A 23091-nucleotide genomic window follows, 5' to 3' on the forward strand; every position below is an offset into this window, starting at 1 on the left:
TTGTGAGAGGTTTTGCTGAGCGGATTTTGCTGTCAGTTAACATGTGAGGGTCACTCCAGTTGTCGAACTGAATGACCCGCAATCTGACCCCAAATTCTCCGGATACGAAGGGATAAATCAAAACGTATCAGAAAGACTTTTCACGCCAACCTGTTGAATTTCAAAAACACAAGAATTCATAGAGAGGCATAAAACAAGAATAGTGGTGCCCGGACTCGGAATCGAACCAAGGACACGGGGATTTTCAATCCCCTGCTCTACCGACTGAGCTATCCGGGCAACGGGCCGCATTAAAACCGATTCGCCTCGCTTCGTCAACGAAATTTATTTAAATCGATGCAGACTGCACAATCTATCACCAGATTGAATTAAAAGCACGCATCTTCAGGCGAAAAATGCCGTCCAGGCCGCTGAAATCGGCATCGCCAGCAGCAGGGCGGGCAGCATATTGACCACCGCGAACATCTTGATCCCGCAGATACGCAGGCCGGTCGCCAGCAGCAGCATCCCGCCGACGGCGCTGAAATCGGCCATCATCATCGGCGTGGTCAGCGGCATAATCAGCGACGCGCAGGCCGCCAGCGTCAGCTGGATGATCAGCATCGGCACGCAAATCGCTGAAACCGCCAGCCCCAGGGTGCAGGCGAAAATGGTGGCGGTGAAAAAATCGAGAAAGGCTTTGGCGATCAGGATACTGGCGTCGCCGGTCATCCCTTCGCGCATGGCGCCAAAAATTCCGGTACCGCTGGCGCAGAACAGCACGATAATGGCGACATAGCTCTGAATAAAGGAGGTATTCGCCGGGGCTTTTGTTTTCCCTTTCGGTGAAAGCCACTGCTGAAGCGTGCTGACCAGGGTATTGATGCCTTTTTCCATATTGCAGGCTTCGCCGAACAGCGCGCCGACCAGCGTCGATAGCACCATCACCGGCAGGTTAGCGCACTTCATGACCAGCAGGATACCGATGCCCAACGAGGCCAGGCCAAAAATAGAGGTCATCGAGGTGCGAATCCGTTCCGGTAATCGTTGACTCAATAGCGCGCCTAATACACCGCCCAAAAGGACCGCGCCGGCATTAATAAAAGGTCCTGTAATCACAGTAGAACTCCTGTTAATTATCCCTGATAACTGCATTATTATGAATGTAAACCGGCGCAAAGGCTTGCCAGTTCGCGAGATATCTGCATAAAGAATTCATCTTGCGTGGGTATGGCAAAGGTGACATTATTGCGCGAATTTTCTTCTCTTCAACCATGAGGCCGCCGGGATGACAATATCATTTCTACATCATCGCCGTTGCCGCGGTGCGCAGATGCGCAAGCCGCCTCATCTTGCTACTCTACATCCTGATAGCCTGCCTTCCATGCGGTGAAGGCAGCGCATGCTCACTGCAGGACAACAGTAAGATCGGACGCGGTCTGCTTTTACTGATGTCTGGCGGTCGGAGCTGGAATCCAGTCGGACCCTGACATTTCGTTAGGCAAGGTATCACCACCTTGTCTGAAGCCTTTTACTCTCCGGAAACGGGTATTCGCGCTAATGAAATCATTGCACATTGCCGCCAGCCACGAGCTGGTCTCCCATCTGTCCACCCATCGTCGCGTGGTGACGCTGGACAGTACTGATTTTACCGATGTGGCGGCAGTCGTCATTACCGCGGCGGACAGCCGCAGCGGCATCCTCTCCCTGCTCAAACGCAGCGGCTTTAACCTGCCGGTCTATCTGCTGACCGATACCGACATGGTAAAGCCGGACGGCGTGACGGCGATCATCGCCGGCAAAGAGCAGGAGTGGCTGGAGCTGGAAGCCTCCGCCTGCCGCTATGAAGAGAACCTGCTGCCGCCGTTCTTTGATACCCTGACGCAGTATGTCGAGATGGACAACAGCACCTTTGCCTGCCCGGGGCATCAGCACGGCGCTTTCTTTAAAAAGCACCCCGCGGGGCGCCAGTTTTTTGACTTCTTTGGCGAGAACGTATTCCGTGCCGATATGTGCAATGCCGACGTTAAGCTGGGCGATCTGCTGATTCACGAAGGTTCGGCAAAGCACGCGCAGAAGTTCGCGGCGAAGGTCTTCAACGCCGACAAAACCTATTTTGTTCTCAACGGCACCTCGGCGGCGAATAAAGTGGTGACTAACGCGCTGCTGACGCGTGGCGATCTGGTGCTGTTTGACCGTAACAACCATAAATCCAACCATCATGGCGCGCTGATTCAGGCGGGTGCCACCCCGGTGTATCTCGAAGCGTCGCGCAACCCGTTTGGCTTTATCGGTGGGATTGACGACCACTGCTTCGATGAACGCTATCTGCGTAACCTGATTCGCGAAGTGGCGCCGGAAAAAGCCGATGAGCCGCGGCCGTTCCGCCTGGCGGTCATTCAGCTGGGCACCTACGACGGTACGGTCTACAACGCCCGCCAGGTGGTGGATAAAATCGGGAGTCTGTGCGACTACATCCTCTTTGACTCCGCATGGGTCGGCTATGAGCAGTTTATCCCGATGATGGCGGACTGCTCGCCGTTGCTCCTGGATCTCAATGCAAACGATCCGGGCATTTTTGTCACCCAATCGGTGCATAAGCAACAGGCAGGGTTCTCGCAGACCTCGCAGATCCATAAAAAGGATAACCACCTGCGCGGCCAGGCACGCTTCTGCCCGCATAAGCGCCTGAACAACGCCTTTATGCTGCATGCCTCCACCAGCCCGTTCTATCCGCTGTTTGCGGCGCTGGATGTGAACGCCAAAATTCATGAAGGGGAGAGCGGCCGCCGTCTGTGGGCCGAGTGCGTGGCGCTGGGCATTGAAGCGCGTAAGGCGATTATCGCCAACTGCAAAATGATCCAGCCGTTTATTCCGCCGGTGGTTGCGGGGCGGCCATGGCAGGATCATCCAACCGAGGCGATTGCCCGCGAGCGGCGTTTCTTCAGCTTTGAGCCGGGCGCCCGCTGGCACGGCTTTGCAGGCTACGCGAGCGATCAGTACTTCGTCGACCCCTGCAAGCTGCTGCTGACCACGCCGGGCATCGATGCCGAAAGCGGCGAATATACCGGGTTCGGTATTCCGGCGACCATTCTCGCGCACTACCTGCGTGAGAACGGCATCGTACCGGAGAAGTGTGACCTGAACTCGATTCTGTTCCTGTTGACCCCCGCCGAGAGCGCAGAAAAAATGGCCCAGCTGGTGGCGATGCTGGGGCAGTTTGAACAGCATATCGAAGCCGATACGCCGCTGGCTGACGTCCTGCCGAGCATCTACAACAAGTATCCGGTGCGCTATCGCGATTACACCCTCCGCGAACTGTGCCAGGAGATGCACGATCTGTACGTCAGCTTTGCGGTGAAGGATCTGCAAAAGGAGATGTTCCGTAAGCAGAGCTTCCCGCGGGTGGTGATGAACCCGCAGGATGCGAACCGCGAGTTTATTCGCGGCAACGTTGAGCTGGTGCGCTTAAGCGAAGCCGAAGGCCGTATTGCCGCGGAAGGGGCGCTGCCGTACCCGCCGGGCGTGCTGTGCGTGGTGCCGGGAGAAGTCTGGGGCGGCGCGGTGCTGCGCTACTTCCTGGCGCTGGAAGAGGGCGTCAATATGCTGCCCGGCTTCTCGCCCGAACTGCAGGGGGTCTACAGCGAAACGGACTCAGACGGCATCAAGCGGCTGTATGGCTACGTGCTGAAGTAGTCCGCCATAGGCTGCTCTGCACGCCGGGCCTCTCTCCCGCGCTCTGCCGGAGAGAGGTTGGCGCGGGGTTCACACCGCGCTGCGCTTATACAGCCTGCGCGGATGGCCAATCTTGCCGTACAGGATCTCCACGCCGAGAAAGCGGGTCTCCGCGCAGTGTTCCAGATAGCGGCGCGCGGTGGTTTTACTCAGCCCCGTGGCGCTCACCACTTCGTCCACCGAAAAGCAGTGCGCCGTATTATCGGTAAACAGCTTCTGCACCCGCGCCAGGGTGTTCCCTTCGATACCTTTGCTGCCGCTATCCTGACGGTAGTTTTTCGCCTGCAGTTGATACAGTGAATCAACGTTTTGCTGATCGACGATCTTCCATACCCGCTGCTGTTCGGCGAATTGCATAAACCGTTCCAGCGACTGGCTCAGGCGCCGCCATGAGACCGGCTTGAGGATATAGTCAAACGCGCCGTTGCGGATCGCCTGGCTGCAGGTATCCATATCGCTGGCGGCGGTGATAAAAATCACCGCGCAGTGGGTGCGCGCCAGCAGCGCATCGCCGATCAGCGTGATGCCCTTGCCGTCCGGCAGGTAATTATCCAGCAGCACCAGCTGCGGCCGTTTATACGCAATTTGCGCCTGTGCGTCGGCCAGAGATGAAGCAATGCCCACCAGCCGCAGGCCGGAATGTTTGCCAACCAGCTCGGCGTGGAGCTGCGCCAGCTGGTGCTCATCTTCTACGATCAGTACATCGATAAGTTCATGTTGCATAGTCGGTCTCTTCCGGTTCCCGGGCGGTGGCCGTAGCGGGAATAAACAGTGAGAAAATAGCGCCCCGCGGCAGGTTGTCGGCAACTTCGATCGTCCCTCCCGCCTGGGTGACATAGCTGTCGATCAGGTACAGCCCAATGCCGTGATCGCCGCGGGTTTTGGTGGTGACCCCGCGCTCAAAAATGCGTTCGCGGATCGCCGGGGTAATGCCGACGCCGCGGTCGGCGACTTCAATAATCAGCTCACGGGCGTTGAGCTTAATCAGCACCTCTACCGCCTCGTGCGGCAGCGGCGCGCGCTGCGTCGCTTCAATGGCATTGTCCAGCAGGTTGCCAATAATTGAAATCAGCTCGGCTTCGGCAAGCGGGGGGAAGGGGCTATTCATCAGACAGGCCGCATCGAAGCTGAGTTCGACCCCTTTTTCACGGGCGCGGGAGGCCTTACCCAGCAGCAGGCCGCATAGCGTCGGCGAGCTAAAGCGCGATGAGATAAAGTCCAGCAGCTCCTGGGCGTGTTCTGACTGGGCCTGTATATAGTTAATGGCTTCCTCGTAGCGCCCCATATGCAGCAGGCCCGAGAGCGTGGTCATGCGGTTAAGCTGTTCGTGGCGCATGATGCGCAGGTTGTCGACATAGCGCTTGACCTGGCTGAGCTGCGCGCTGAAGATATCGATCTCATTGCGATCGCGGAAGGTGATCACCCAGCCCTGCAGCGAATTCTCCAGCATGATCCGCACGCGGCTGGCGATCACGGTGAGATCGTTGAAGCGACAGATCTCATCGTGGGTATCCCGCTGCAGCATCGTTTGCGGCGCGAAGAAGGGGACGGGGGCGATCGCTTCGCCGATCTGCCGTCCGCGCAGCTGGCGGGCGGGTTGGCTCAGCTTCAGCAGCTTGCGCGCCGCCTGGTTGATCACTTCGATCTGTAAGCGGTCGTCGAGGGCGATCACCCCTTCGTAGATCGACTCCATCATCGCCTTTTGCTGGCGCACCAGCAGGCCGATTTCACGCGGCTCCAGCGAGAAGATCTGCTTCTTGATGCCGCGGGTGAAAAACCACGAGAAGACAAACAGGGCGAGCAGCAGCAGAGCGGCGGCGAGCAGAATATTGACGACCTTGCTGACGGTAACGGTATCGAGGTAGCTGGTGAGATAGCCCACTGAAATAATACCGACCACCTGGCCGCCGTCGTTAAGTATTGGCGCCTTGCTGCGCAACGAAATCCCGAGTCCTCCCTGGCGAATGGTGGTGGTGGTTTCACCGCGCAGCACCTCGTCATTATCGCCGCCGACGAGCAGGGTACCGACCCGGTCAGCGAAGGCCGAATGAAACAAATGGCGGCCCTGGTTATCGCCGACGACAATAAAACTGGCGTCGCTGCGGGCCGCTATTTTATGCATGAAATCAGCGATCGCTGTAATATCTTTGCGGACGACATCATGACGTAATCCGGGAATAAGTGCGATTTCTTCTGCCTGTATTTTTGCCCGGGTACTCATTTCCAGATATAGCTGTTTTTCGACATCGACATAATAATAGCTACCCAGCAGCACAAGGAGCACCGAGAAAAAGGCCGTCAGTGAAATAAACAGCTTGATCTGAAATGACACTTTCATAACTATCACGCACGGTATCAACGGAAGTGGCTAAGATATCATCTTTTTTCCTGCTGGCACCTGGTTTACCGGAAACTTGTGATCCCTTGCACAGCGCGATGTGTCAGGAAATTAGCCGCGCGGAAGCGGATCTTAACACCAGGTTAATAAATGTTATTTGTTTGTTCAATTAAGAAAATAAACCATAAAAACCACGCCAATAAATAAAGCCTTAATCACATTAAATAAAAGAAACCATTAAAACCATAGAGGCCATTAAAGTTTTGCTTTTAATATGTCGATCCTCACATTAAGTGCGTCTTTGGAACTTTAAGCTGCATCTACAAAATAACCAAGGGGCTTAATTATGAGCACAACTGACGATTCTTTCTCTGTTACCCACGACCCGCTTGATATTCAGAAACCATCGCTCAAAGAGCGCTGGTGGCATATTATGGATAGCTGGAAAATTGGCATTATTCCTCTGCCGCTGTTTGTTCTGGCCGGGCTGCTGATCGCCATCGATTGTCTGGGCGGCAAGCTGCCGAGCGATATCGTGGTGATGGTCGCCACGCTGGCGTTTTTTGGTTTTGCCTGCGGTGAATTCGGTAAGCGTCTGCCGATTGTCGGCAAGCTCGGCGCGGCGGCGATTTGCGCCACCTTTATTCCCTCCGCGTTGGTTTATTACGACCTGCTGCCGGACGTGGTAGTGGAGTCGACGACGAAGTTCTATAAATCCACCAACATCCTCTATCTCTATATCTGCTGCATTATCGTCGGCAGCATCATGAGCATGAACCGTACCGTACTGATCCAGGGCTTCCTGCGCATCTTCTTCCCGATGCTGTGCGGGGAAATCGTCGGCATGATCGTCGGCATGGGGGTGGGGCTGGCGCTCGGCCTCGAACCGTTCCAGATCTTCTTCTTTATCATTCTGCCGATCATGGCGGGGGGCGTGGGTGAAGGGGCGATCCCGCTGTCGATCGGCTATGCGGCGCTGCTGCATATGGATCAGGGCGTGGCGCTGGGCCGGGTGCTGCCGATGGTGATGCTGGGCGGCCTCACCGCCATCATTATCTCCGGCTGTCTGAACCAGCTTGGCAAACGCTACCCGCATCTGACCGGCGAAGGTCAGCTGATGCCGAATCGCGCCAATACCGATGAAAGCGCCTCTCAGCCGGCATCCTCCGGCAAAGTCGACGTCACCACGATTGCCTCCGGCGCGCTGCTGGCGGTGCTGCTTTACATGCTGGGAATGCTGGGCCACAAGCTGATTGGCCTGCCTGCGCCGGTCGGCATGCTGTTTATGGCGGTGCTGGTGAAGCTGTTTAACGGCGTGTCTCCGCGCATTCTCGAAGGTTCGCAGGTGGTTTATAAGTTTTTCCAGACCTCGGTAACCTACCCGATTCTGTTTGCCGTCGGCGTAGCCATCACCCCGTGGCATGAGCTGGTCAACGCTTTCACCGTCAGCAACCTGCTGGTGATTGTCAGCACCGTCTCCGCGCTGGTGGCGACCGGCTTTTTCGTCGGTAAAAAGATCGGCATGCATCCGATTGATGTCGCCATCGTCTCCTGCTGCCAGAGCGGGCAGGGCGGCACCGGCGACGTGGCGATTCTGACCGCCGGCAACCGTATGAGCCTGATGCCGTTCGCCCAGATTGCCACCCGCATCGGCGGGGCGATCAACGTCTCCATCTCGCTGTTGGTTCTCGGCAACTTCCTCGTTTAAGTTTTCAGGAAAACATCATGAAACTCGCAAGTTTTATCTATCAGGGCACCCGCAGCTTCGGCATCGTCAAGGCGGAAGGGATGATCGATTTGGGTCGTCGCCTCGGCGATCGCTATGCCGACCTTAAGGCGCTGCTGCAGGGCAACGGGCTGGCGGAAGCCAGCCGCTATCTCAACGATACGGTCGATGTGCCGATGGACGCCGTCACCTTCCTGCCGGTGATTGAGCAGCCGGAAAAAATCCTCTGCGTCGGCATGAACTATGCCGAAAAGCGCAAAGAGTTCGACCAGCACAATCCGGCGCCGACGCTGTTTGTCCGCTTCGCGGATTCGCAGACGGCGCACAACGCGCCGGTGCTGAAACCGCGCCACTCTCACGAATTTGACTACGAAGGCGAGCTGGCGGTGATTATCGGCACCGGCGGCGAGAACATCCGCCGCGAAGAGGCGCTGCGCCACGTCGCGGGCTACAGCTGCTATATGGACGGCTCCGCCCGCGACTGGCAGCACAGCTGGTTCACCGCCGGTAAAAACTGGCGGCAGACCGGGGCATTCGGCCCGTGGATGACGACCGCTGACGAGATCCCGGATCCGCACCGGCTGACGATTCGCACCTGGCTGAACGGCCGGATGGTGCAGGATGACAACACCAGCAGCATGATCCACAAGGTCGCGGAGCTGATCGAATACATCAGCACCTTCACCCGCTTAAGCCCGGGCGATGTGATCATCACCGGCTCGCCGGGCGGGGTGGGTAAAAAGCGCAATCCGCCGCTGTTTATGCAAGAGGGCGATCGCATTGAGGTGGAGATCGAACATATCGGTCATCTCAGCAACGTGATTATGGAAGCGCCGGCCGGCGCGCTGACGGCGGCACACTGAGTAAGGCGGCATGATGGACTCGCAAGCCACGATCGACTTCCGGCTGACGGAGGTGGTGAAACACCCGGAACGCCTGAGCCAGATTCGCTATCTGCTGGCGGACAGCGGCCTGGGCCTGGATAACGACATCACCCTGTTTGTTGAGGCCTGGTCCGGGAGGCAGCTGGTGGGCTGCGCGGGGCTGGCCGGCAACGTCATTAAATGCGTGGCGGTGGATGAGCGGCTGCGCGGCGTGAACCTCAGCGCGCGGCTGCTGGCGGAAGTCGAGAACGCCGCGCTGGCGCGCGGCCATTTCCACCTCTTCCTCTGCACCCGGCCATGTAACAAAGAGCGCTTTGCCCGCAGCGGCTTCTGGCCCGTCGCGCAGAGCGGAAATAACGCGGTGCTGATGGAGAACACGCCGCTGGGCATCACCCGCTACTGCCGCTCGCTAAGCCGCCAGCGCAGGCCCGGTCAGCGGATCGGCGCGATCGTGATGAACGCCAACCCGTTCACGCTCGGCCACCGCTATCTGGTGGAGCAGGCGGCGGCCGGGTGCGACTGGCTGCACCTGTTTGTGGTGCGCGAGGACGCCTCATTCTTCCCGTTTGCTGCCCGCCTGGAGATGGTGCGGGCAGGGGTGGCGCATCTGGCGAACGTCTCTGTCCACGAAGGTTCGCAGTACATCATCTCCCGCGCCACGTTCCCGGCCTACTTCCTCAAAGATACCGGCAAGGTGCAGCAGGCGTGGAGCGAAATCGACGTGCTGATCTTCCGCGACGCCATCGCGCCGGCGCTGGGCATCACCCATCGTTTTATCGGCTCGGAGCCGTTTTGCGACATTACCCGCCAGTACAACCAGACGCTGCATGAGCTGCTGGCCGGTCGCGTCACGGTGGTCGAGACAGGGCGTATCAAGGCGGGCGGCAGCGCGATTTCGGCCTCGGAAGTCCGCCGTTTACTTAAGACACAGCAGTTTTCCCGCATTCGGGAAATTGTCCCGGAGTCCACTTTCGCGCATCTCGCAGCGCACTACCGCGCGGAAGTCGCATAACTATCAGGAAATGATTATGAAAATTGTAAGGGAGGCGCTGGCCGGTACGCAGGAGTCCAGCGACCTGATGGTGAAAATCGCCCCCGCCGACGGCGAGCTGGAGATTGTCATCCACAGTGAAGTGATCAAGCAGTTCGGCGAGCAGATTCGCCAGGTGGTCGAGGAGACGCTGCGCGCGATGGAGGTGCGCCAGGGAGTGATTATCGTGGAAGACAAGGGGGCGCTGGACTGTGTGATCCGCGCGCGCCTGCAGAGCGCGGTGCTGCGCGCGGCCGATGAGCCGCAGATCGACTGGAGGAAACTGTCATGAGCTCACTGCGTCGTAGCATGCTGTTCCTGCCGGGGGCCAACGCCGCCATGCTCTCTACCGCGTTTATCTACCGTCCCGACGCCATCATGTTCGACCTTGAGGACGCGGTGGCGCTGCGCGAGAAAGACAGCGCGCGGCTGCTGGTCTGGCACGCGTTACAGCATCCGCTGTATCAGGATATCGAAACCGTGGTGCGTATTAACCCGCTGAATACGCCGTTTGGCCTCGCGGATCTCGACGCGGTGGTCCGCGCCGGCGTCGACGTGGTGCGCCTGCCGAAAACCGATACCCCGGAGGATATCGACGAACTGGAGGGGCATCTGGAACGTATCGAGCGCGACTGCGGGCGGGAAGTGGGGTCCACCCGCATCATGGCGGCGATTGAATCGGCGATTGGCGTGATTAACGCCGTGGCCATTGCCCGCCGCTCTCCGCGGCTGATCGGTATCGCGCTGGCGGCCTTTGATTACGTGATGGACATGCAGACCGAGCGCGGCGACGGTACCGAGCTGTTCTACGCCCGCTGCGCCGTCTTACACGCCGCTCGCGCCGCCGGGATCGATGCCTTCGACGTGGTGTGGTCAGACGTTAACGACGAGGCCGGGTTCCTGCGCGAAGTCGAACTGATCCGCAGAATGGGGTTTAACGGTAAGTCGCTGATTAACCCGCGCCAGATTGACCTGCTGCACAACGCCTACGCGCCCACGCAGCAGGAGGTCGATCACGCGAAATTAGTGATTGAAGCCGCGCGGGAGGGGGAGCGTAACGGCCTGGGCGTGGTCTCGCTCAACGGCAAAATGGTTGACGCCCCGATTATTAACCACGCGCAGAGGGTGCTGGAACGCGCGGCGGCTTCCGGCGTGCGTCGCTAAGGATAAAATAATGAACCAGACAGAACTGCTCCATGAACATTTTCCCCACCTGCGGGATTTACAACCGTTTGATACCGCCCACAGCGCCACGCCCTGGCTGGCCGACGTGGCGGAGAAACATCAGCGTAAGCTGTGCGGATCCGTTGAGGAGGCGGTGGCGCGCAGCGGCCTGCGGGACGGCATGACCATCTCCTTTCACCACGCTTTCCGCGAAGGGGACCGGGTGATCAACAGCGTGGTCGCTAAGCTTGCGCAAATGGGCTTTAAAGACCTGACCCTGGCCTCCAGCTCGCTGATGACCTGCAATGACGCGTTGATCGAGCATATTGAGAACGGGGTGATTACCCGGATCTACACCTCCGGGATGCGCGGCAAGCTGGCGGAAGCCATCTCCCACGGGCTGATGGATGAGCCGGTGCAGATCCACTCCCACGGCGGACGGGTTAAATTATTACAGGATGGCGAGCTGAAGATTGACGTCGCGTTTCTCGGCGTGCCGTGCAGCGACGAATTCGGCAATGCCAACGGCACCCACGGCAGGTCCTGCTGCGGCTCGCTGGGGTATGCGATGGTCGACGCGCAGTTTGCCCGTCGGGTGGTGGTGCTCACCGAAGAGCTTGTCCCCTTTCCTAATACGCCCGCCAGCCTGATGCAGGACCAGGTGGACTACATTGTACAGGTCGACAGCGTGGGCGACCCGGAGAAGATCGGCGTCGGCGCGGCGCGCGTCACCAGCAACCCGCGCGAGCTGATGATCGCCCGCTATGCGGCGGACGTGATCGAACACTCCGGCTACTTCAGACCTGGCTTTTCAATGCAGACCGGCTCTGGCGCGGCAGCCACCGCCTGTACCCGCTTTATGGAAGAGAAGATGGAGCGCAGCGGCGTGAAGGCGAGTTTTGCGCTGGGCGGGATCACCGGCAGCCTGGTGGATCTGCATGAGAAGGGGCTCATCGAAAAGCTGCTGGATACCCAGTGCTTCGACGGCCAGGCGGCGGCCTCGCTGGCGCGTAATCCGAATCACGTGGAGATTTCCACCAACGTCTACGCCAACCCTGGCAGCAAAGCGGCGAGCTGCGACCAGCTGGACGTGGTGATCCTCAGCGCGCTGGAAATCGACGTTGATTTCAACGTTAACGTGATTACCGGCTCCGACGGCGTGATGCGCGGCGCATCCGGCGGCCACTGCGACGTGGCGGCGGCGGCGAATCTGACCATTGTCGTCGCGCCGCTGCTGCGCAGCCGTATTCCAACGGTGGTGAAGCGGGTGACCACCCGCCTGACCCCCGGTGAGAGTATCGACGTGCTGGTGACCGACCACGGCATCGCGGTGAACCCGGCGCGCCCGGAAATCCGCGCGCGTCTGGCGGCGGCCGGGATGAAGATCGTCGATATCGGGACGCTGTACGCGCGGGCGATAGCGCTGACCGGCGTACCGAAGCCGATTGCGTTCACCGACAAAATCGTCGGCGTGATCCGCTACCGCGACGGGCGGGTGATCGACACCGTGCGCCAGGTTAAGGAGTAGCGATATGACCACTGCGACGCCCGCGGAAGCGGGTGTCAGCCTGGAGGCGTGGCTGGCGGCGAAAGAACACCGTGCGGCGCGTCAGGCTGACTGGCTGACACGGTATCAACAACCCATTATCTCTCTGACCCTGGTCACGCCGGGAATGGTCAAAGATACTCCGCGCTACCGCAATACCATGGGGGTGGCGCTCCAGATGGGCGACCAGCTGCTGTGGGAGAACCGCTGGCCGGTGCTGGACCGCCAGGTGTGGTGGCTGCCGACCGGGCCGGAAGCGATGTGGTGCGTGGCGCACGGCGCCCCGGAGATCAAGGCCCACTGCGCGGCGCTGGAACAGAGTCATCCGCTCGGCAGGCTGTGGGATCTGGATGTCATTTGTCCGCAGGATGGCCATGTCGGGCGTCTTTCGCTGGGTCTGCATCTGCGCCGCTGTCTGATTTGCGACGAACCGGCGCACGCCTGTTCCCGCTCGCGCAGGCATCCGGTGGAGCAGTTGGTCATGAGCGTGGAGAAGATCATTCATGATTGGTTTGCTCGCGACTAAACGCCGCGCGGTGGACGTACCGCGTTTAGCGCAGGAGGCGCTGTGGCAGGAGCTGGAGCTGACGCCGAAACCGGGGCTGGTGGATCGGCTCAACAGCGGCTCCCACCGCGATATGGACCACGCCCTGTTTGTCCGCAGCATTGCGGCGGTGGCGCCGTGGTTTTCCCGCTTTGCCGAGCTGGGGTTTGCCCATGCGGAGAAACCCGCCGCCGGGCAGCTGCGACGGCTTCGCCCGATGGGCATTGCCTGCGAGCAGGCGATGTATGCGGCGACCGGCGGGGTAAATACGCACAAGGGCGGGATATTCGCTCTCGGCCTGCTCTGTTTTGCCGCCGGACGCCTGCGCAATGTCAGCGCGGAAAGCCTCTGCGCCGAGGTGAGTCTTCTTTGCCGCGGGCTGGTGGCGCGCGAGCTGGCGGGGCGTCGCGGGGCGGCCACCGCAGGCGAACGCCAGTTTCAGCAGTGGGGGTTAACCGGCGCGCGCGGCGAGGCGGAAAGCGGTTTTGCGACGGTGCGCAGCGTCTTGCCCCGCTGGGACGGTCGCCAGCTGCATGATTTATTGCTGCGCCTGATGGCGGTGAATCCGGACAGCAATCTGGTAGCGCGCGGCGGAATGGACGGGCTGAGGTATGTGCAGAACTATGCGCAAACGCTGCTGACAAACGGCTGGGATCGCCGCCGGCTGCTGGCAATGGACAGGGCGCTGATAGCGCGCCATTTAAGCCCGGGTGGGAGTGCGGATCTCTTGTCGGTGGGGTGGGTTTTAGCGAAGTGCGGGTAATGCCCCTCCCCCCTGAACGGGAGAGGGGAGGTACCGCGTATTAATGCGCGACAGTCGTCTGAGCGCCTGCCGGCACACGCACGTGTTTGTACTTGAACAGGGCGACGAAGGCGACGGCCAGCACCAGCGAATAGGCGGCAAAGATCAGCCACACCGGCTGCCAGTCGGTAATACCGTTAGTGGTATACATCTCCACCACTTTCCCGCTGACCACGCCGCCGAGAATACAGCCGAAGCCGTTGGTCATCATCAGGAACATCCCCTGGGCGCTGGCGCGAATTTCAGGTTTGACCTCTTTCTCGACAAACACCGAACCGGAGATGTTGAAGAAGTCGAAGGCGCAACCGTAGACAATCATCGACAGCACCAGCAGCACGGTGCCGAACGGCGTCGGATCGCCATAGGCGAACAGACCGAAGCGCAGCATCCAGGCGAAGATACTGATCAGCATCACGTTCTTGATACCGTAGCGGCTCAGGAAGAACGGGATGGTCAGAATGAACAGCGTTTCGGAGATCTGCGAGATCGACATCATCACCGACGCGTGCTCGACGATAAAGCTGCCGGAGAACAGCGGGTTATTATCGAAGCTGTGCAGGAAGGTATTCCCGAACATGTTGGTGATTTGCAGCTCGGCGCCCAACAGCATGGAGAAGATAAAGAAAATCGCCATACGTTTGTTTTTGAACAGCGCAAAGGCATCCAGGCCCAGCATGGTGCTCCAGCTCTGGTTTTTCTGCTGGTTCGAGACCGGAATATGCGGCAGGGTCAGGGTGAACAGCGCCAGCAACACGGAAAGCGTCGCGCCGATGTACAGCTGCATATGGCTCAGTTCGAAGCCCGCGAAGCTGACGCCCCACATCGCTATGATAAAGCCGATGGTGCCCCAGATACGAATCGGCGGGAAATCGGTCACGATATCCAGGCCGGCGGATTTCAGGCGATAGTAGGAAATGGTGTTGATTAGGCCCAGCGTTGGCATATAGGCCAACGAGTTAAGCAGGATGACGAAGAACATCTCCCCTGGCGTGGTGACCTGGGCCGCCATAAACAGCGTACCTGCCCCCACCAGATGACACAGCGCATAGACCCACTTCGCGCTGATCCATTTATCCGCCACGATGCCCAGCAGGGTGGGCATCAGGACTGCCGCAATACCGAGCGAGCTGTAAACGGCGCCGATAGACGCGCCATCGAACTTAAGCGTCACAAACATATAGGAGCCAAGTGTAGTCAGCCAGCTACCCCACAGGCAGAACTGCAGAAACGACAATATTTTAAGCTGCAGCTTAAGGTTCATGTTATTTTCCTCACAAGATAGCGGGGGATGTGTTGTTATAATAACGTTCATGACTGTTATTTGATGAAATCTTATCAGTAAACGGCGTCATGTTTTGTTACCTTCCGCAAAAAAATGCAATCCACATTAATTTGCAGATTAGATTGTGATGCAAATAACATTTTCGTATGGGTGACAGGGAAAGAGAGCGCCATGCTGCCCTCTCACGAGGAGAGGACAGCGGCGGGGAGACGACGTTTATTTCCGGCGGTAGGTCTTCTGCGCCATGTTGACCTTGTAAAGATAACGGCGAGACTCCGCCGAGGGGTGGCGGCTGGTGAGAGTGGAGTAGACATCCCCCGGCGTCATGCTGTTGATGATATTGGCCGCCTGGACCTTATCGCTGGAGAAGACGCGCAATACGCTACCTGCGCCGCCGTTATAGGCGGTGATCACGGCATAGCGACGCGAGGTCGGGTTATCGATGCCCGACAGATAAACGTTGCTCAGCATCGCCAGATAGGCGGTGCCGGTATCGATATTATTTGCCGGATCGAACAGGTAGCTGCGGCTTGGCAGCCCTGATTTGCCCTGCGAACGGAACACGTCTTTCCCGGCGCTGTGCTGCACAACCTGCATCAGACCCAGGGCATCCGCGTGGCTGACGGCGTAAGGGTTGAAAGAGGATTCGGTCTGCATAATCGCCAGAATCAGCGACTCATCGACGCCATACTTACGCGCCGACTGGCGTACCAGTCCAAGGTATTTATGCGCACGTTTGTCGAGGTGGTTAGGCACCAGATTGATGGTGATGCTGTAGATCATCCGCGGGCCGTTGCTGCGGCTCTTCAGGCGAGTTTGCAGCAGATAGTCGGCAAAGCGCGCGGCGCGCCACTCCCAGCGAATCGACTCGCCGGTGTTATCCACCACCTGGCCATAGAGAAACGGCTCTTTCGAGATCTGAATGTCGTCGACATCGGAATAGAGGTCGATAGAGTTCGGATCGTCGCCCATCAGCAGGGTTTTGATAATCGCCTGGCGCAAGCGCCCGGCGGGGTCGGTACCGGCGATGGTCTCGACGGTGATGGTCCCCTCATCAAAGTTGATGTGGCTGCGGGTCTGATACTGATCGGTATATTTAACGTAGTCCTTCGGCCCGGCGAGCAGAACCTCGTTATAACCCCAAATATTTTCGACGTTATGGGCAAACTGCCCCATCAGAATATCAAAGCCGTTGGTGTCCTTAACCCAGGCTTCGTTGTACTCGCCACCTCGTTTATTCGAGGTGGAACACGAAACGAGCAAAGGCGCAATGAGCGCTAGCGCTAAATATTTTTTCATCATTCCGGGAGCGTGCGTTGTGTTTGTTGTGCTTAAGAGCCGTCAGGCCCTTACTGTTTTTCCGGCGGCGTGTAGCCTTCGATGTGCACATCTTTGCCTTCAAACAGGAATTTGATCATCTCCTGCTCCAGCAGCTTGCGGTGCTCCAGGTTCATCATGTTGAGCTTTTGCTCGTTGATCAGCATGGTCTGTTTGTGTTGCCACTGCGCCCAGGCCTCTTTTGAAATTTCGTTATAGATACGTTTGCCTAGCTCGCCCGGATACAGCTGGAAATCCTGGCCATCCGCTTCACGCTGCAGGAAAGTACAAAAAATCGTTCTGCTCATTATTCATCCTCTTTATTCGCCAGAAAGTCAGGCAGGTGCCCCGGCCTTTAACTGTTGCAACAGGCGCTCCACGGGAGCCGCCAGTCCGACCGACGGCGGCTGGGCTAAGTTATACCAGAGTGCGTTGCCTTCATCCATGCATGCGCCAGATGAATCTACTGTAAGCCACATCGGCACAATATCCAGATGGAAATGGCTGAAAGTGTGGCGGAACGCGGTCAGCTGCGTCAGATTGTCGGCCTTTATCTGCCGCTGAGCCAGCCACTCGCGGAGTCCGGCTTCCTCCTCAAACTGCGGAAAACAGAATAATCCGCCCCATAAACCCACCGGCGGACGTTGCGCGAGAAACACCTCATTGCCGTGCTGCATCAGCAGGAAATAGCCCGTCCGCTGCGGAATAATCTGTTTCGGCTTTTTGCCCGGATATTGTGCCCATGAATGGTTGGCATAGGCCACGCAGCCGTTATTGAGCGGACAGATCTCGCATTTCGGTTTCGAGCGGGTGCAGACCATCGCCCCGAGATCCATCATCGCCTGGTTAAAGCGCTCGACCCCGGCTGCCGGCGTGACCGCTTCGCTGATTTCCCACAGCTGTTTCTCGACCTCTTTTTTCCCCGGCCAGCCGCTGACCGCGTAGCAGCGCGCCAGCACGCGTTTCACGTTGCCATCGAGAATCGGATAATGCTTACCAAGGGAGAGGGATAAGATTGCCCCCGCCGTGGAACGCCCGACGCCGGGCAACGCGGCGACTTCATCAAAGGTCTGCGGGAACTCGCCGCCGTGCAGGCTCGCCACCTGCTGCGCCGCCTTATGTAAATTCCGCGCGCGGGCGTAATAGCCGAGCCCGGTCCACAGATGCAGGACTTCATCCAGCGGCGCCGCGGCCAGATCGGTTACCGTCGGGAAGCGGGCCATAAAGCGTTCGAAATAGGGAATCACCGTAGCGACCTGCGTTTGTTGCAACATCACCTCAGAGAGCCATACTTTGTAGGGCGTTTTGCCGATTTGCCAAGGCAGGGTTTTACGCCCGTATTTGTCGTACCAGTCCAGCACCTGGGCTGAAAATTGCGCGGCGAGAAAAGTCAAAGCTACAGCTCCGGAATCGCGATAACAGGGGGGCAGATTGCAGCATAAGGGCGACAGGCTGTAAACCCTTGCATCCGCCGGGTAACTTTGGATAATGCCCGTTTTCCGCACACTCTCACAAGCAGACTTAACTTTTATGAAAAACGACGTCATATCTCCGGAATTCGATGAAAACGGCCGCCCGCTGCGCCGCATTCGTAGCTTCGTCCGCCGCCAGGGCCGCCTGACCAAAGGGCAGCAGCACGCGCTGGACACTATTTGGCCGGTGATGGGCGTTGAGTTCAACGATGCGCCGCTCGACTTCCCGACCCTGTTTGGCCGCGAAGCGCCGGTGACCCTCGAAATCGGTTTCGGCATGGGCGCCTCGCTGGTGGCGATGGCGAAAGCGAAACCCGAGCAGAATTTTCTCGGTATTGAGGTACACTCCCCGGGCGTGGGAGCCTGTCTGGCTTCCGCCGAGGAAGAGGGGGTGCAGAACCTGCGCGTGATGTGTCACGATGCGGTTGAAGTGTTGCACACCATGATCCCGGACAACTCGCTCAATATGGTCCAGCTGTTTTTCCCTGACCCGTGGCATAAAGCGCGGCATAATAAACGCCGTATCGTCCAGGCGCCTTTTGCCGAGCTGGTGAAAAGCAAACTGAAGCTGGGCGGCGTCTTCCATATGGCGACCGACTGGGAAGCGTATGCCGGGCATATGCTGGAGGTGATGTCATCGCTTGATGGGTATCGTAACCAGTCTGCAAGCAACGATTATGTACCGCGCCCGGAATCGCGCCCGGTAACCAAATTTGAACAGCGTGGCCATCGTCTTGGCCACGGCGTATGGGACTTAATGTTCGAAAGGGTGAAATAATGGCAAAGAATCGTAGCCGTCGTCTGCGTAAAAAAATGCATATCGACGAATTTCAGGAAATGGGCTTTTCCGTCGCCTGGCGTTTCCCGGAAGGGAGCACTGAAGAGCATATCGATCAGACCGTGAATGACCTGATTAATGAAGTGATTGAGCCGAACAAACTGGCGTTTGACGGCAGCGGCTACCTCTCCTGGGAAGGCCTGATCTGCATGCAGGAAATCGGTAAATGCACCGAAGAGCACCAGGCTCTCGTGCGCAAGTGGCTGGAAGATCGCGGGCTTGCCGATGTGCGCACCAGCGAACTTTTTGACGTCTGGTGGGACTAAGTCTGACAAGGGTCGGCAATTGCCGACCCGTTTTGTCTGAAGGGAGTTTTATGATGCGCAAAACGCTGCTGGCGGTGGCGCTGTCCGTGACCGCTCTGTCCGCCCATGCGGACTATCAGTGTAGCGTCACGCCGCGTGACGACGTGATCCTCAGCCCACACCAGGTGCAGGTGAAAGGGGAGAACGGCGATCTGGTGATTATGCCGGACGGCAACCTGACCTGGAACGGAAAACAGTATACTCTGACGGCCGCCCAGCGCGAGCAGGCTCAGGATTATCAGGCAGGCTTGCGCAGCAGCCTGCCGTGGATAGATGACGGCGCGCGCGCCAGAGTCGAGAAGGGGCGTCAGGCGCTGGATAAAATCATTACCGAGCAGGTCGGCACCAGCAGCAGTATGCACGGTCGTCTGACGAAGCTCGATGCGCAGCTGAAAACCCAGATGAACCGCATCATTGAACATCGCAGCGACGGCCTGACCTTCCACTATAAAGCGATCGATCAGGTACGTGCCGACGGCCAGCAGCTGGTTAACCAGGCGATGGGCGGGATCCTGCAGGACAGCATTAACGAGATGGGCGCGAAGGCGGTGCTGAAAGGCGGAGGCAACCCGCTGCAGGGGATCCTTGGCAGTCTTGGCGGTCTGCAAACGGCGATTCAGGAAGAATGGAAAAACCAGGAAGCGGATTTCCAGAAATTTGGCAAAGACGTCTGTAGCCGCGTGGTCTCTCTCGAAGAGAGCCGTAAGGCGCTGGTAAGCTCGCTGAAATAACGCTTTTTTGCGGTACGCCCCGGAATTCCGGGGCGTACCGCGTCCTCTGATCTCAGGCTCGCCCGTGCGATACGCGGGAGCGGCGGGCCAGAGAGTCAATAATCACCGCTATCGCCAGCACGCAGCCGGTAATGATGTAGCGCAGCGATGACGGCAGATTCAACAGCGTCAGACCATTCGATATCGACTGAATCACGATGATCCCCAGCAGAGCGGACCAGGCGCTGCCGCGCCCGCCGAACAGGCTGGTGCCGCCGATCACCGCCGCCGCAATGGCATTCAGGTTCACATCGCCGGTTCCGGCCTGCTGGCTGGCGGAGGCCAGACGGGAAGCGGCCAGGATGCCGCCGAACGTCGCCAGCGTGGTACAGAGCACAAAGGCGCTGACGTAAATAGCCCGCACGTTGATCCCCGAACGGCGAGCGGCCTCGCGGTTGCCGCCGACGGCAAACATTGAGCGCCCCCATTTGGTCCGCTTGAGCGCATAGTTGAGGATCATCACGAAGGCGACGAACAGGCCGAAAATCCACGGTATGCCGCGCCCGAGGTTGAGATAGAAAACGGCGGCTTCAAAGATTACCGTCAGCAGAACGGCGCGCAGCAGCAGCGAGCTGACGGCTTCCGCAGAAAGGTTCGCGGCCAGGCGGCGCGTCCGGGTTTTGACGCCAAAGGCGAGTATCGCCAACCCGGGCAACAGCGCCATGATATGGGAGAACCAGCCCGGCATCACCATCAGCTGGCCGAAGCGCACCAGCGGGGACGCGTAGGGCAGGTTGATGCTGCCGCTGGGGCCGAGGATATACAGCTGCAGTCCGAGCAGCGCCAGCAGGCCAGCCAGCGTTGCGACGAAGCTTGGCATTCCGACGCGGTTATACAACAGCGCGTAAATCAGGCCGACGGCGATACCGCACAGCAGCGCGACGGCAATCGCCGCGGCCACCGGCCAGCCGGCGTTCACCCACAGTACGCCGACGATCGCCGAGGAGAGACCGCTCATCGAGCCAACCGAGAGATCGATTTCGCCAAGCATCAGCACGCAGACGATCCCCAGCGAGATAAATCCCACGGTGGCGCAGTCAAAAAGCAGGTTCACCAGGTTATTGGGCGCAATAAAGACCGGATTGAGCCAGGTGAAAACCAATGAGATCACGATTAGCCCGGCGATAACCGGGGCGGTGCCCAGATCGCCGGTCTTGATACGATTGATTTGCGCGCGCACCGCGCCGAACAGACCGTCGTTGTGCTGGACGCGCTCATCGCTGCGATCCAAAGCGGGGCGGGATTCTGTCTTGCTGTTCATAAAATTAAATCACTCCAGAAGAACTTAACTGTGATTTACGTTCGACGCGGCGTGAAACGGCGTTCTCAGTCGCACCGGTAATGGCCGCCACGAGGTCCTGGTTGGATGCGTCGGGGGTGAAGATGCCTTTATTGCGCCCGAGCCGCAGCACCACGATGCGATCGGCCACCGCGCGGACGTCTTCCATGTTGTGGCTGATAATAATCACCCCGAGGCCGCGCTCGCGAACGCGTTCAATCAGGTTGAGAACTTCCGCCGTCTGGGCGACGCCGAGCGCCGCTGTGGGTTCATCGAGCATGATAATTTTGGGGTTCATCAGCAGGGAGCGCGCAATCGCCACGGTCTGGCGCTGGCCGCCGGAGAGCGAGGCGACGGGCTCGCGAACCGACGGAATTCTGGCGGCCAGCTCCTGCAACAGCGTCCATGCCCGAACCTCCATCGCCACCTCGTCGAGCTGCAAAGGTGAAATCTCGTGACCTAAAAACAGGTTTGCCACCACGTCGAGGTTTTCGCACAGCGCTAAATCCTGAAAGACCGTGGCGATACCGTATTCCAGCGCTTTCCCCGGGCTATCCAGGGTCACGCTCTGACCGTCGAACTCGATGGTGCCGGTGGTCGGCTGATGTACGCCGGCGAGGATTTTGACCAGCGTGGATTTTCCCGCGCCGTTATCGCCGACCAGGGCGACCACTTCGCCGGCATGAACCTCCAGCTCAATATCCGTCAATGCGGAGACCGCGCCAAAGTGTTTGGAGACATTACTCAGTTTCAGAATCGGTTGCCTGGTGCTGGCGACGATGTCTTGTTGTTGCGACATAAAAAAGACCTCAATGATGGCGAAACTGCGTCCGTCGGCGACGACGGGCGCAGGGGCAGCATTATTTCTCAATACCTAATTTCTGGCAGGCCGCGGCATACTCGCCGGTACACACCTGAGCGTAGGTCTGGATCTTTTTATCGAAGATTTCCGCTTTGATATTTTTTACGGTGATCACCGCCGGGGTAAAGAGCTGAGAAGGCGTGTTGTACAGCGTAGTGCTCGCCTGCGGTTTCTTACCCTGAATGAGTTCCACGGCCACTTTCGCCGCGGCGGCGGCAACGATTTCTGACGGTTTGGAGATGGTGTTGTACTGGTCGCCGGCGATGATTAACTGCAGCGCGGCGATAGTGGCGTCGTTACCGGTGACCGGCGGCACGGGCTGGACGCCGGCGGCTTTAAAGGCGGCGATCGCGCCGCCGCCGGTGCCATCATTGGCGGCGACCACGCCTTTAATCTGGTCGCCGAAGCGGGTGATTTGCCCGGCGGCCCACTCCTGCGCTTTTGGCGGCGCCCACTCCGGAGTATCGAACTCCGCCAGCGTTTTATACCCCGACTCTTTCAGGCCGCGATGGATACCGTCGCGAATCAAACCGGCGGCAGCATCGGTCGGCGAGCCGTTAATTTGCAGGACTCCGGCGTCTTTCGCCACGCCGCTCTCTTTCAGATGGTCGACCAACGATTTAGAAATCGCATAGCCAATCCCTTCGTTATCAAACGAAACGTAGAAATCCGCCGGTTTGCCGGGGATAGGGCGATCGTAGGCGATCACTTTGACATCCTGCGCCTGGGCGTTTTCCACCAACGCGGCGGCGGCGGAGGAGTCTACCGGATCGAGCACGATAACCTTCGCCCCCTGGGCGATGACCGAGTTGAATTGCTGCTGCTGTAGCGTGGCGCTGGCATTAGCATTTTGATAAATGACTTTGCAATCGGCGCACAGCTTGCTCATTTCGGCTTTGAATCCCGGGAAATCATGCTGTTCATAGCGGGTGGAGGCCTGGTCGGGCATGAGAAATGCCACGGTGGCGGATTCCGCCGCGTGAGCAGAGGCGACAATTCCGCCGGATATTGTTGCGAGTGCGATAAAAATATTACGGTAATTCATTGTATTACCCTCTTTTTTATATGCTTGAATCCGCCGGGCTGCGCCAACGTCATCAAGACTTTTTTAATAAGAGTTACCAATATTTCACATGTAGGATACTTCGGTTTTACATTTGCTCAACCGATGAAGCAGGATTACCACCGCGCAAAAATGGAGTCAAGAAATGGAAAAAT

The 23091-nt window shown here is 58.5% G+C and carries 22 protein-coding genes and 1 tRNA gene; 12 read left to right on the forward strand and 11 right to left on the reverse strand.

All coding sequences use genetic code 11. The annotated features are described in order from the left end of the window. Positions 1-203: 203 nt before the first annotated feature. Together ACI2JR_RS21225 and ACI2JR_RS21230 are read right to left on the reverse strand one after the other, a co-directional pair. Positions 204-279: transfer RNA gene (locus ACI2JR_RS21225), tRNA-Phe, on the reverse strand. A gap of 105 nt (positions 280-384) precedes the next feature. Then, a complete protein-coding gene (locus ACI2JR_RS21230; RefSeq protein WP_132729751.1) occupies positions 385-1098 on the reverse strand; it encodes a DUF554 domain-containing protein in 714 nt (237 codons plus the stop codon). A gap of 441 nt (positions 1099-1539) precedes the next feature. On the opposite strand from ACI2JR_RS21230, the gene ACI2JR_RS21235 reads away from it, so the two are divergent. Continuing rightward, positions 1540-3675, forward strand: coding sequence for an ornithine decarboxylase (locus ACI2JR_RS21235; protein ID WP_462479410.1), 2136 nt, complete (start codon positions 1540-1542; stop codon positions 3673-3675). A 69-nt stretch (positions 3676-3744) separates the two neighbouring features. Here the strand turns inward: ACI2JR_RS21235 and ACI2JR_RS21240 are convergent, their stop codons facing one another. Beyond that, positions 3745-4437 carry a response regulator gene (locus ACI2JR_RS21240; RefSeq protein WP_462479411.1) on the reverse strand — a complete coding sequence of 231 codons (693 nt, stop codon included), beginning with the start codon at positions 4435-4437 and terminating at the stop codon, positions 3745-3747. After that, complete coding sequence (locus tag ACI2JR_RS21245) at positions 4427-6052, reverse strand: ATP-binding protein (RefSeq protein WP_462479412.1); 1626 nt, start codon at positions 6050-6052, stop codon at positions 4427-4429. The genes ACI2JR_RS21240 and ACI2JR_RS21245 overlap by 11 nt, the downstream gene beginning before the upstream one ends. Before the next feature lie 346 nt (positions 6053-6398). On the opposite strand from ACI2JR_RS21245, the gene ACI2JR_RS21250 reads away from it, so the two are divergent. From ACI2JR_RS21250 to citG, 8 genes are read left to right on the forward strand one after another with little or no spacing between them, the layout of a single operon-like run. Next, the gene (locus ACI2JR_RS21250) at positions 6399-7760 is read left to right on the forward strand and encodes a 2-hydroxycarboxylate transporter family protein (protein WP_462479413.1); all 1362 of its coding nucleotides are present in this window, start codon (positions 6399-6401) and stop codon (positions 7758-7760) included. A 17-nt stretch (positions 7761-7777) separates the two neighbouring features. After that, complete coding sequence (locus ACI2JR_RS21255; RefSeq protein WP_462479414.1) at positions 7778-8641, forward strand: fumarylacetoacetate hydrolase family protein; 864 nt, start codon at positions 7778-7780, stop codon at positions 8639-8641. A gap of 13 nt (positions 8642-8654) precedes the next feature. Further along, positions 8655-9674 carry a [citrate (pro-3S)-lyase] ligase gene (citC, locus tag ACI2JR_RS21260; RefSeq protein WP_132729817.1) on the forward strand — a complete coding sequence of 340 codons (1020 nt, stop codon included), beginning with the start codon at positions 8655-8657 and terminating at the stop codon, positions 9672-9674. Positions 9675-9690: 16 nt separating this feature from the next. Continuing rightward, positions 9691-9984, forward strand: a complete 294-nt coding sequence (citD, locus tag ACI2JR_RS21265) for a citrate lyase acyl carrier protein (RefSeq protein ID WP_132729757.1) — start codon at positions 9691-9693, stop codon at positions 9982-9984. Next, on the forward strand, positions 9981-10856 hold the full coding sequence (gene citE, locus ACI2JR_RS21270; protein WP_132729758.1) for a citrate (pro-3S)-lyase subunit beta: 876 nt from the start codon (positions 9981-9983) through the stop codon (positions 10854-10856). Before citD ends, citE begins: the two co-directional genes overlap by 4 nt. Positions 10857-10866: 10 nt before the next feature. Beyond that, positions 10867-12384: a citrate lyase subunit alpha gene (citF, locus tag ACI2JR_RS21275; RefSeq protein ID WP_132729759.1), complete on the forward strand. Its 1518-nt coding sequence runs from the start codon at positions 10867-10869 to the stop codon at positions 12382-12384. 4 nt (positions 12385-12388) lie between these two features. Next, complete coding sequence (gene citX, locus ACI2JR_RS21280) at positions 12389-12928, forward strand: citrate lyase holo-[acyl-carrier protein] synthase (RefSeq protein ID WP_462479415.1); 540 nt, start codon at positions 12389-12391, stop codon at positions 12926-12928. Then, entirely contained in the window at positions 12906-13709 is an 804-nt protein-coding gene (gene citG / locus ACI2JR_RS21285) for a triphosphoribosyl-dephospho-CoA synthase CitG (RefSeq protein ID WP_462479416.1), read from the forward strand. Before citX ends, citG begins: the two co-directional genes overlap by 23 nt. Positions 13710-13749: 40 nt before the next feature. Here citG and ACI2JR_RS21290 read toward each other — a convergent pair whose 3' ends face one another. From ACI2JR_RS21290 to mutY, 4 genes are all read right to left on the reverse strand, one after another. Next, positions 13750-15009 carry a nucleoside permease gene (locus ACI2JR_RS21290; RefSeq protein ID WP_132729762.1) on the reverse strand — a complete coding sequence of 420 codons (1260 nt, stop codon included), beginning with the start codon at positions 15007-15009 and terminating at the stop codon, positions 13750-13752. A gap of 237 nt (positions 15010-15246) precedes the next feature. Beyond that, a complete protein-coding gene (gene mltC / locus ACI2JR_RS21295; protein ID WP_132729818.1) occupies positions 15247-16329 on the reverse strand; it encodes a membrane-bound lytic murein transglycosylase MltC in 1083 nt (360 codons plus the stop codon). Between the two features lie 50 nt (positions 16330-16379). Continuing rightward, complete coding sequence (locus ACI2JR_RS21300) at positions 16380-16655, reverse strand: oxidative damage protection protein (protein WP_132729763.1); 276 nt, start codon at positions 16653-16655, stop codon at positions 16380-16382. 27 nt (positions 16656-16682) lie between these two features. Continuing rightward, positions 16683-17741: an A/G-specific adenine glycosylase gene (mutY, locus tag ACI2JR_RS21305; protein ID WP_462479417.1), complete on the reverse strand. Its 1059-nt coding sequence runs from the start codon at positions 17739-17741 to the stop codon at positions 16683-16685. A 136-nt stretch (positions 17742-17877) separates the two neighbouring features. Between mutY and trmB the strand changes: the two genes are divergently transcribed. Genes trmB through ACI2JR_RS21320 form a run of 3 tightly spaced genes read left to right on the forward strand, consistent with a single transcriptional unit; the run spans position 17878 to position 19693 of the window. Further along, positions 17878-18597 (forward strand): tRNA (guanosine(46)-N7)-methyltransferase TrmB, encoded by a 720-nt coding sequence (trmB, locus tag ACI2JR_RS21310; RefSeq protein ID WP_132729765.1) that lies wholly within the window; start codon positions 17878-17880, stop codon positions 18595-18597. Next, complete coding sequence (locus ACI2JR_RS21315) at positions 18597-18923, forward strand: YggL family protein (RefSeq protein ID WP_132729766.1); 327 nt, start codon at positions 18597-18599, stop codon at positions 18921-18923. Before trmB ends, ACI2JR_RS21315 begins: the two co-directional genes overlap by 1 nt. A 50-nt stretch (positions 18924-18973) precedes the next feature. Beyond that, positions 18974-19693 carry a YggN family protein gene (locus ACI2JR_RS21320; protein ID WP_132729767.1) on the forward strand — a complete coding sequence of 240 codons (720 nt, stop codon included), beginning with the start codon at positions 18974-18976 and terminating at the stop codon, positions 19691-19693. Between the two features lie 52 nt (positions 19694-19745). Here ACI2JR_RS21320 and ACI2JR_RS21325 read toward each other — a convergent pair whose 3' ends face one another. The 3 genes from ACI2JR_RS21325 to ACI2JR_RS21335 all read right to left on the reverse strand — a co-directional run bounded on the left by ACI2JR_RS21325 (position 19746) and on the right by ACI2JR_RS21335 (position 22918). Further along, a complete protein-coding gene (locus ACI2JR_RS21325) occupies positions 19746-20993 on the reverse strand; it encodes a sugar ABC transporter permease (protein ID WP_132729768.1) in 1248 nt (415 codons plus the stop codon). A 4-nt stretch (positions 20994-20997) separates the two neighbouring features. After that, complete coding sequence (locus ACI2JR_RS21330; RefSeq protein WP_462479418.1) at positions 20998-21810, reverse strand: ATP-binding cassette domain-containing protein; 813 nt, start codon at positions 21808-21810, stop codon at positions 20998-21000. A 61-nt stretch (positions 21811-21871) separates the two neighbouring features. After that, positions 21872-22918, reverse strand: coding sequence for an ABC transporter substrate-binding protein (locus ACI2JR_RS21335; protein WP_132729770.1), 1047 nt, complete (start codon positions 22916-22918; stop codon positions 21872-21874). Positions 22919-23091: the final 173 nt, after the last annotated feature.

The sequence above is a fragment of the Klebsiella sp. NPDC088457 genome, from assembly GCF_044900465.1.
GTDB lineage: Bacteria > Pseudomonadota > Gammaproteobacteria > Enterobacterales > Enterobacteriaceae > Klebsiella.

What these genes read in the sequence shown, in the direction of transcription:
- ACI2JR_RS21290 (WP_132729762.1), bottom strand. Translation starts at nt 15,009, where the DNA reads ATGAACCTTAAGCTGCAGCTTAAAATATTGTCGTTTCTGCAGTTCTGC.
- mltC (WP_132729818.1), bottom strand. Translation starts at nt 16,329, where the DNA reads ATGAAAAAATATTTAGCGCTAGCGCTCATTGCGCCTTTGCTCGTTTCG.
- ACI2JR_RS21325 (WP_132729768.1), bottom strand. Translation starts at nt 20,993, where the DNA reads ATGAACAGCAAGACAGAATCCCGCCCCGCTTTGGATCGCAGCGATGAG.
- ACI2JR_RS21330 (WP_462479418.1), bottom strand. Translation starts at nt 21,810, where the DNA reads ATGTCGCAACAACAAGACATCGTCGCCAGCACCAGGCAACCGATTCTG.
- ACI2JR_RS21335 (WP_132729770.1), bottom strand. Translation starts at nt 22,918, where the DNA reads ATGAATTACCGTAATATTTTTATCGCACTCGCAACAATATCCGGCGGA.
- citF (WP_132729759.1), top strand. Translation starts at nt 10,867, where the DNA reads ATGAACCAGACAGAACTGCTCCATGAACATTTTCCCCACCTGCGGGAT.
- citE (WP_132729758.1), top strand. Translation starts at nt 9,981, where the DNA reads ATGAGCTCACTGCGTCGTAGCATGCTGTTCCTGCCGGGGGCCAACGCC.
- citC (WP_132729817.1), top strand. Translation starts at nt 8,655, where the DNA reads ATGGACTCGCAAGCCACGATCGACTTCCGGCTGACGGAGGTGGTGAAA.
- ACI2JR_RS21300 (WP_132729763.1), bottom strand. Translation starts at nt 16,655, where the DNA reads ATGAGCAGAACGATTTTTTGTACTTTCCTGCAGCGTGAAGCGGATGGC.
- ACI2JR_RS21235 (WP_462479410.1), top strand. Translation starts at nt 1,540, where the DNA reads ATGAAATCATTGCACATTGCCGCCAGCCACGAGCTGGTCTCCCATCTG.
- citD (WP_132729757.1), top strand. Translation starts at nt 9,691, where the DNA reads ATGAAAATTGTAAGGGAGGCGCTGGCCGGTACGCAGGAGTCCAGCGAC.
- ACI2JR_RS21255 (WP_462479414.1), top strand. Translation starts at nt 7,778, where the DNA reads ATGAAACTCGCAAGTTTTATCTATCAGGGCACCCGCAGCTTCGGCATC.
- citG (WP_462479416.1), top strand. Translation starts at nt 12,906, where the DNA reads ATGATTGGTTTGCTCGCGACTAAACGCCGCGCGGTGGACGTACCGCGT.
- ACI2JR_RS21320 (WP_132729767.1), top strand. Translation starts at nt 18,974, where the DNA reads ATGATGCGCAAAACGCTGCTGGCGGTGGCGCTGTCCGTGACCGCTCTG.
- citX (WP_462479415.1), top strand. Translation starts at nt 12,389, where the DNA reads ATGACCACTGCGACGCCCGCGGAAGCGGGTGTCAGCCTGGAGGCGTGG.
- ACI2JR_RS21315 (WP_132729766.1), top strand. Translation starts at nt 18,597, where the DNA reads ATGGCAAAGAATCGTAGCCGTCGTCTGCGTAAAAAAATGCATATCGAC.
- ACI2JR_RS21250 (WP_462479413.1), top strand. Translation starts at nt 6,399, where the DNA reads ATGAGCACAACTGACGATTCTTTCTCTGTTACCCACGACCCGCTTGAT.
- trmB (WP_132729765.1), top strand. Translation starts at nt 17,878, where the DNA reads ATGAAAAACGACGTCATATCTCCGGAATTCGATGAAAACGGCCGCCCG.
- ACI2JR_RS21245 (WP_462479412.1), bottom strand. Translation starts at nt 6,052, where the DNA reads ATGAAAGTGTCATTTCAGATCAAGCTGTTTATTTCACTGACGGCCTTT.
- ACI2JR_RS21240 (WP_462479411.1), bottom strand. Translation starts at nt 4,437, where the DNA reads ATGCAACATGAACTTATCGATGTACTGATCGTAGAAGATGAGCACCAG.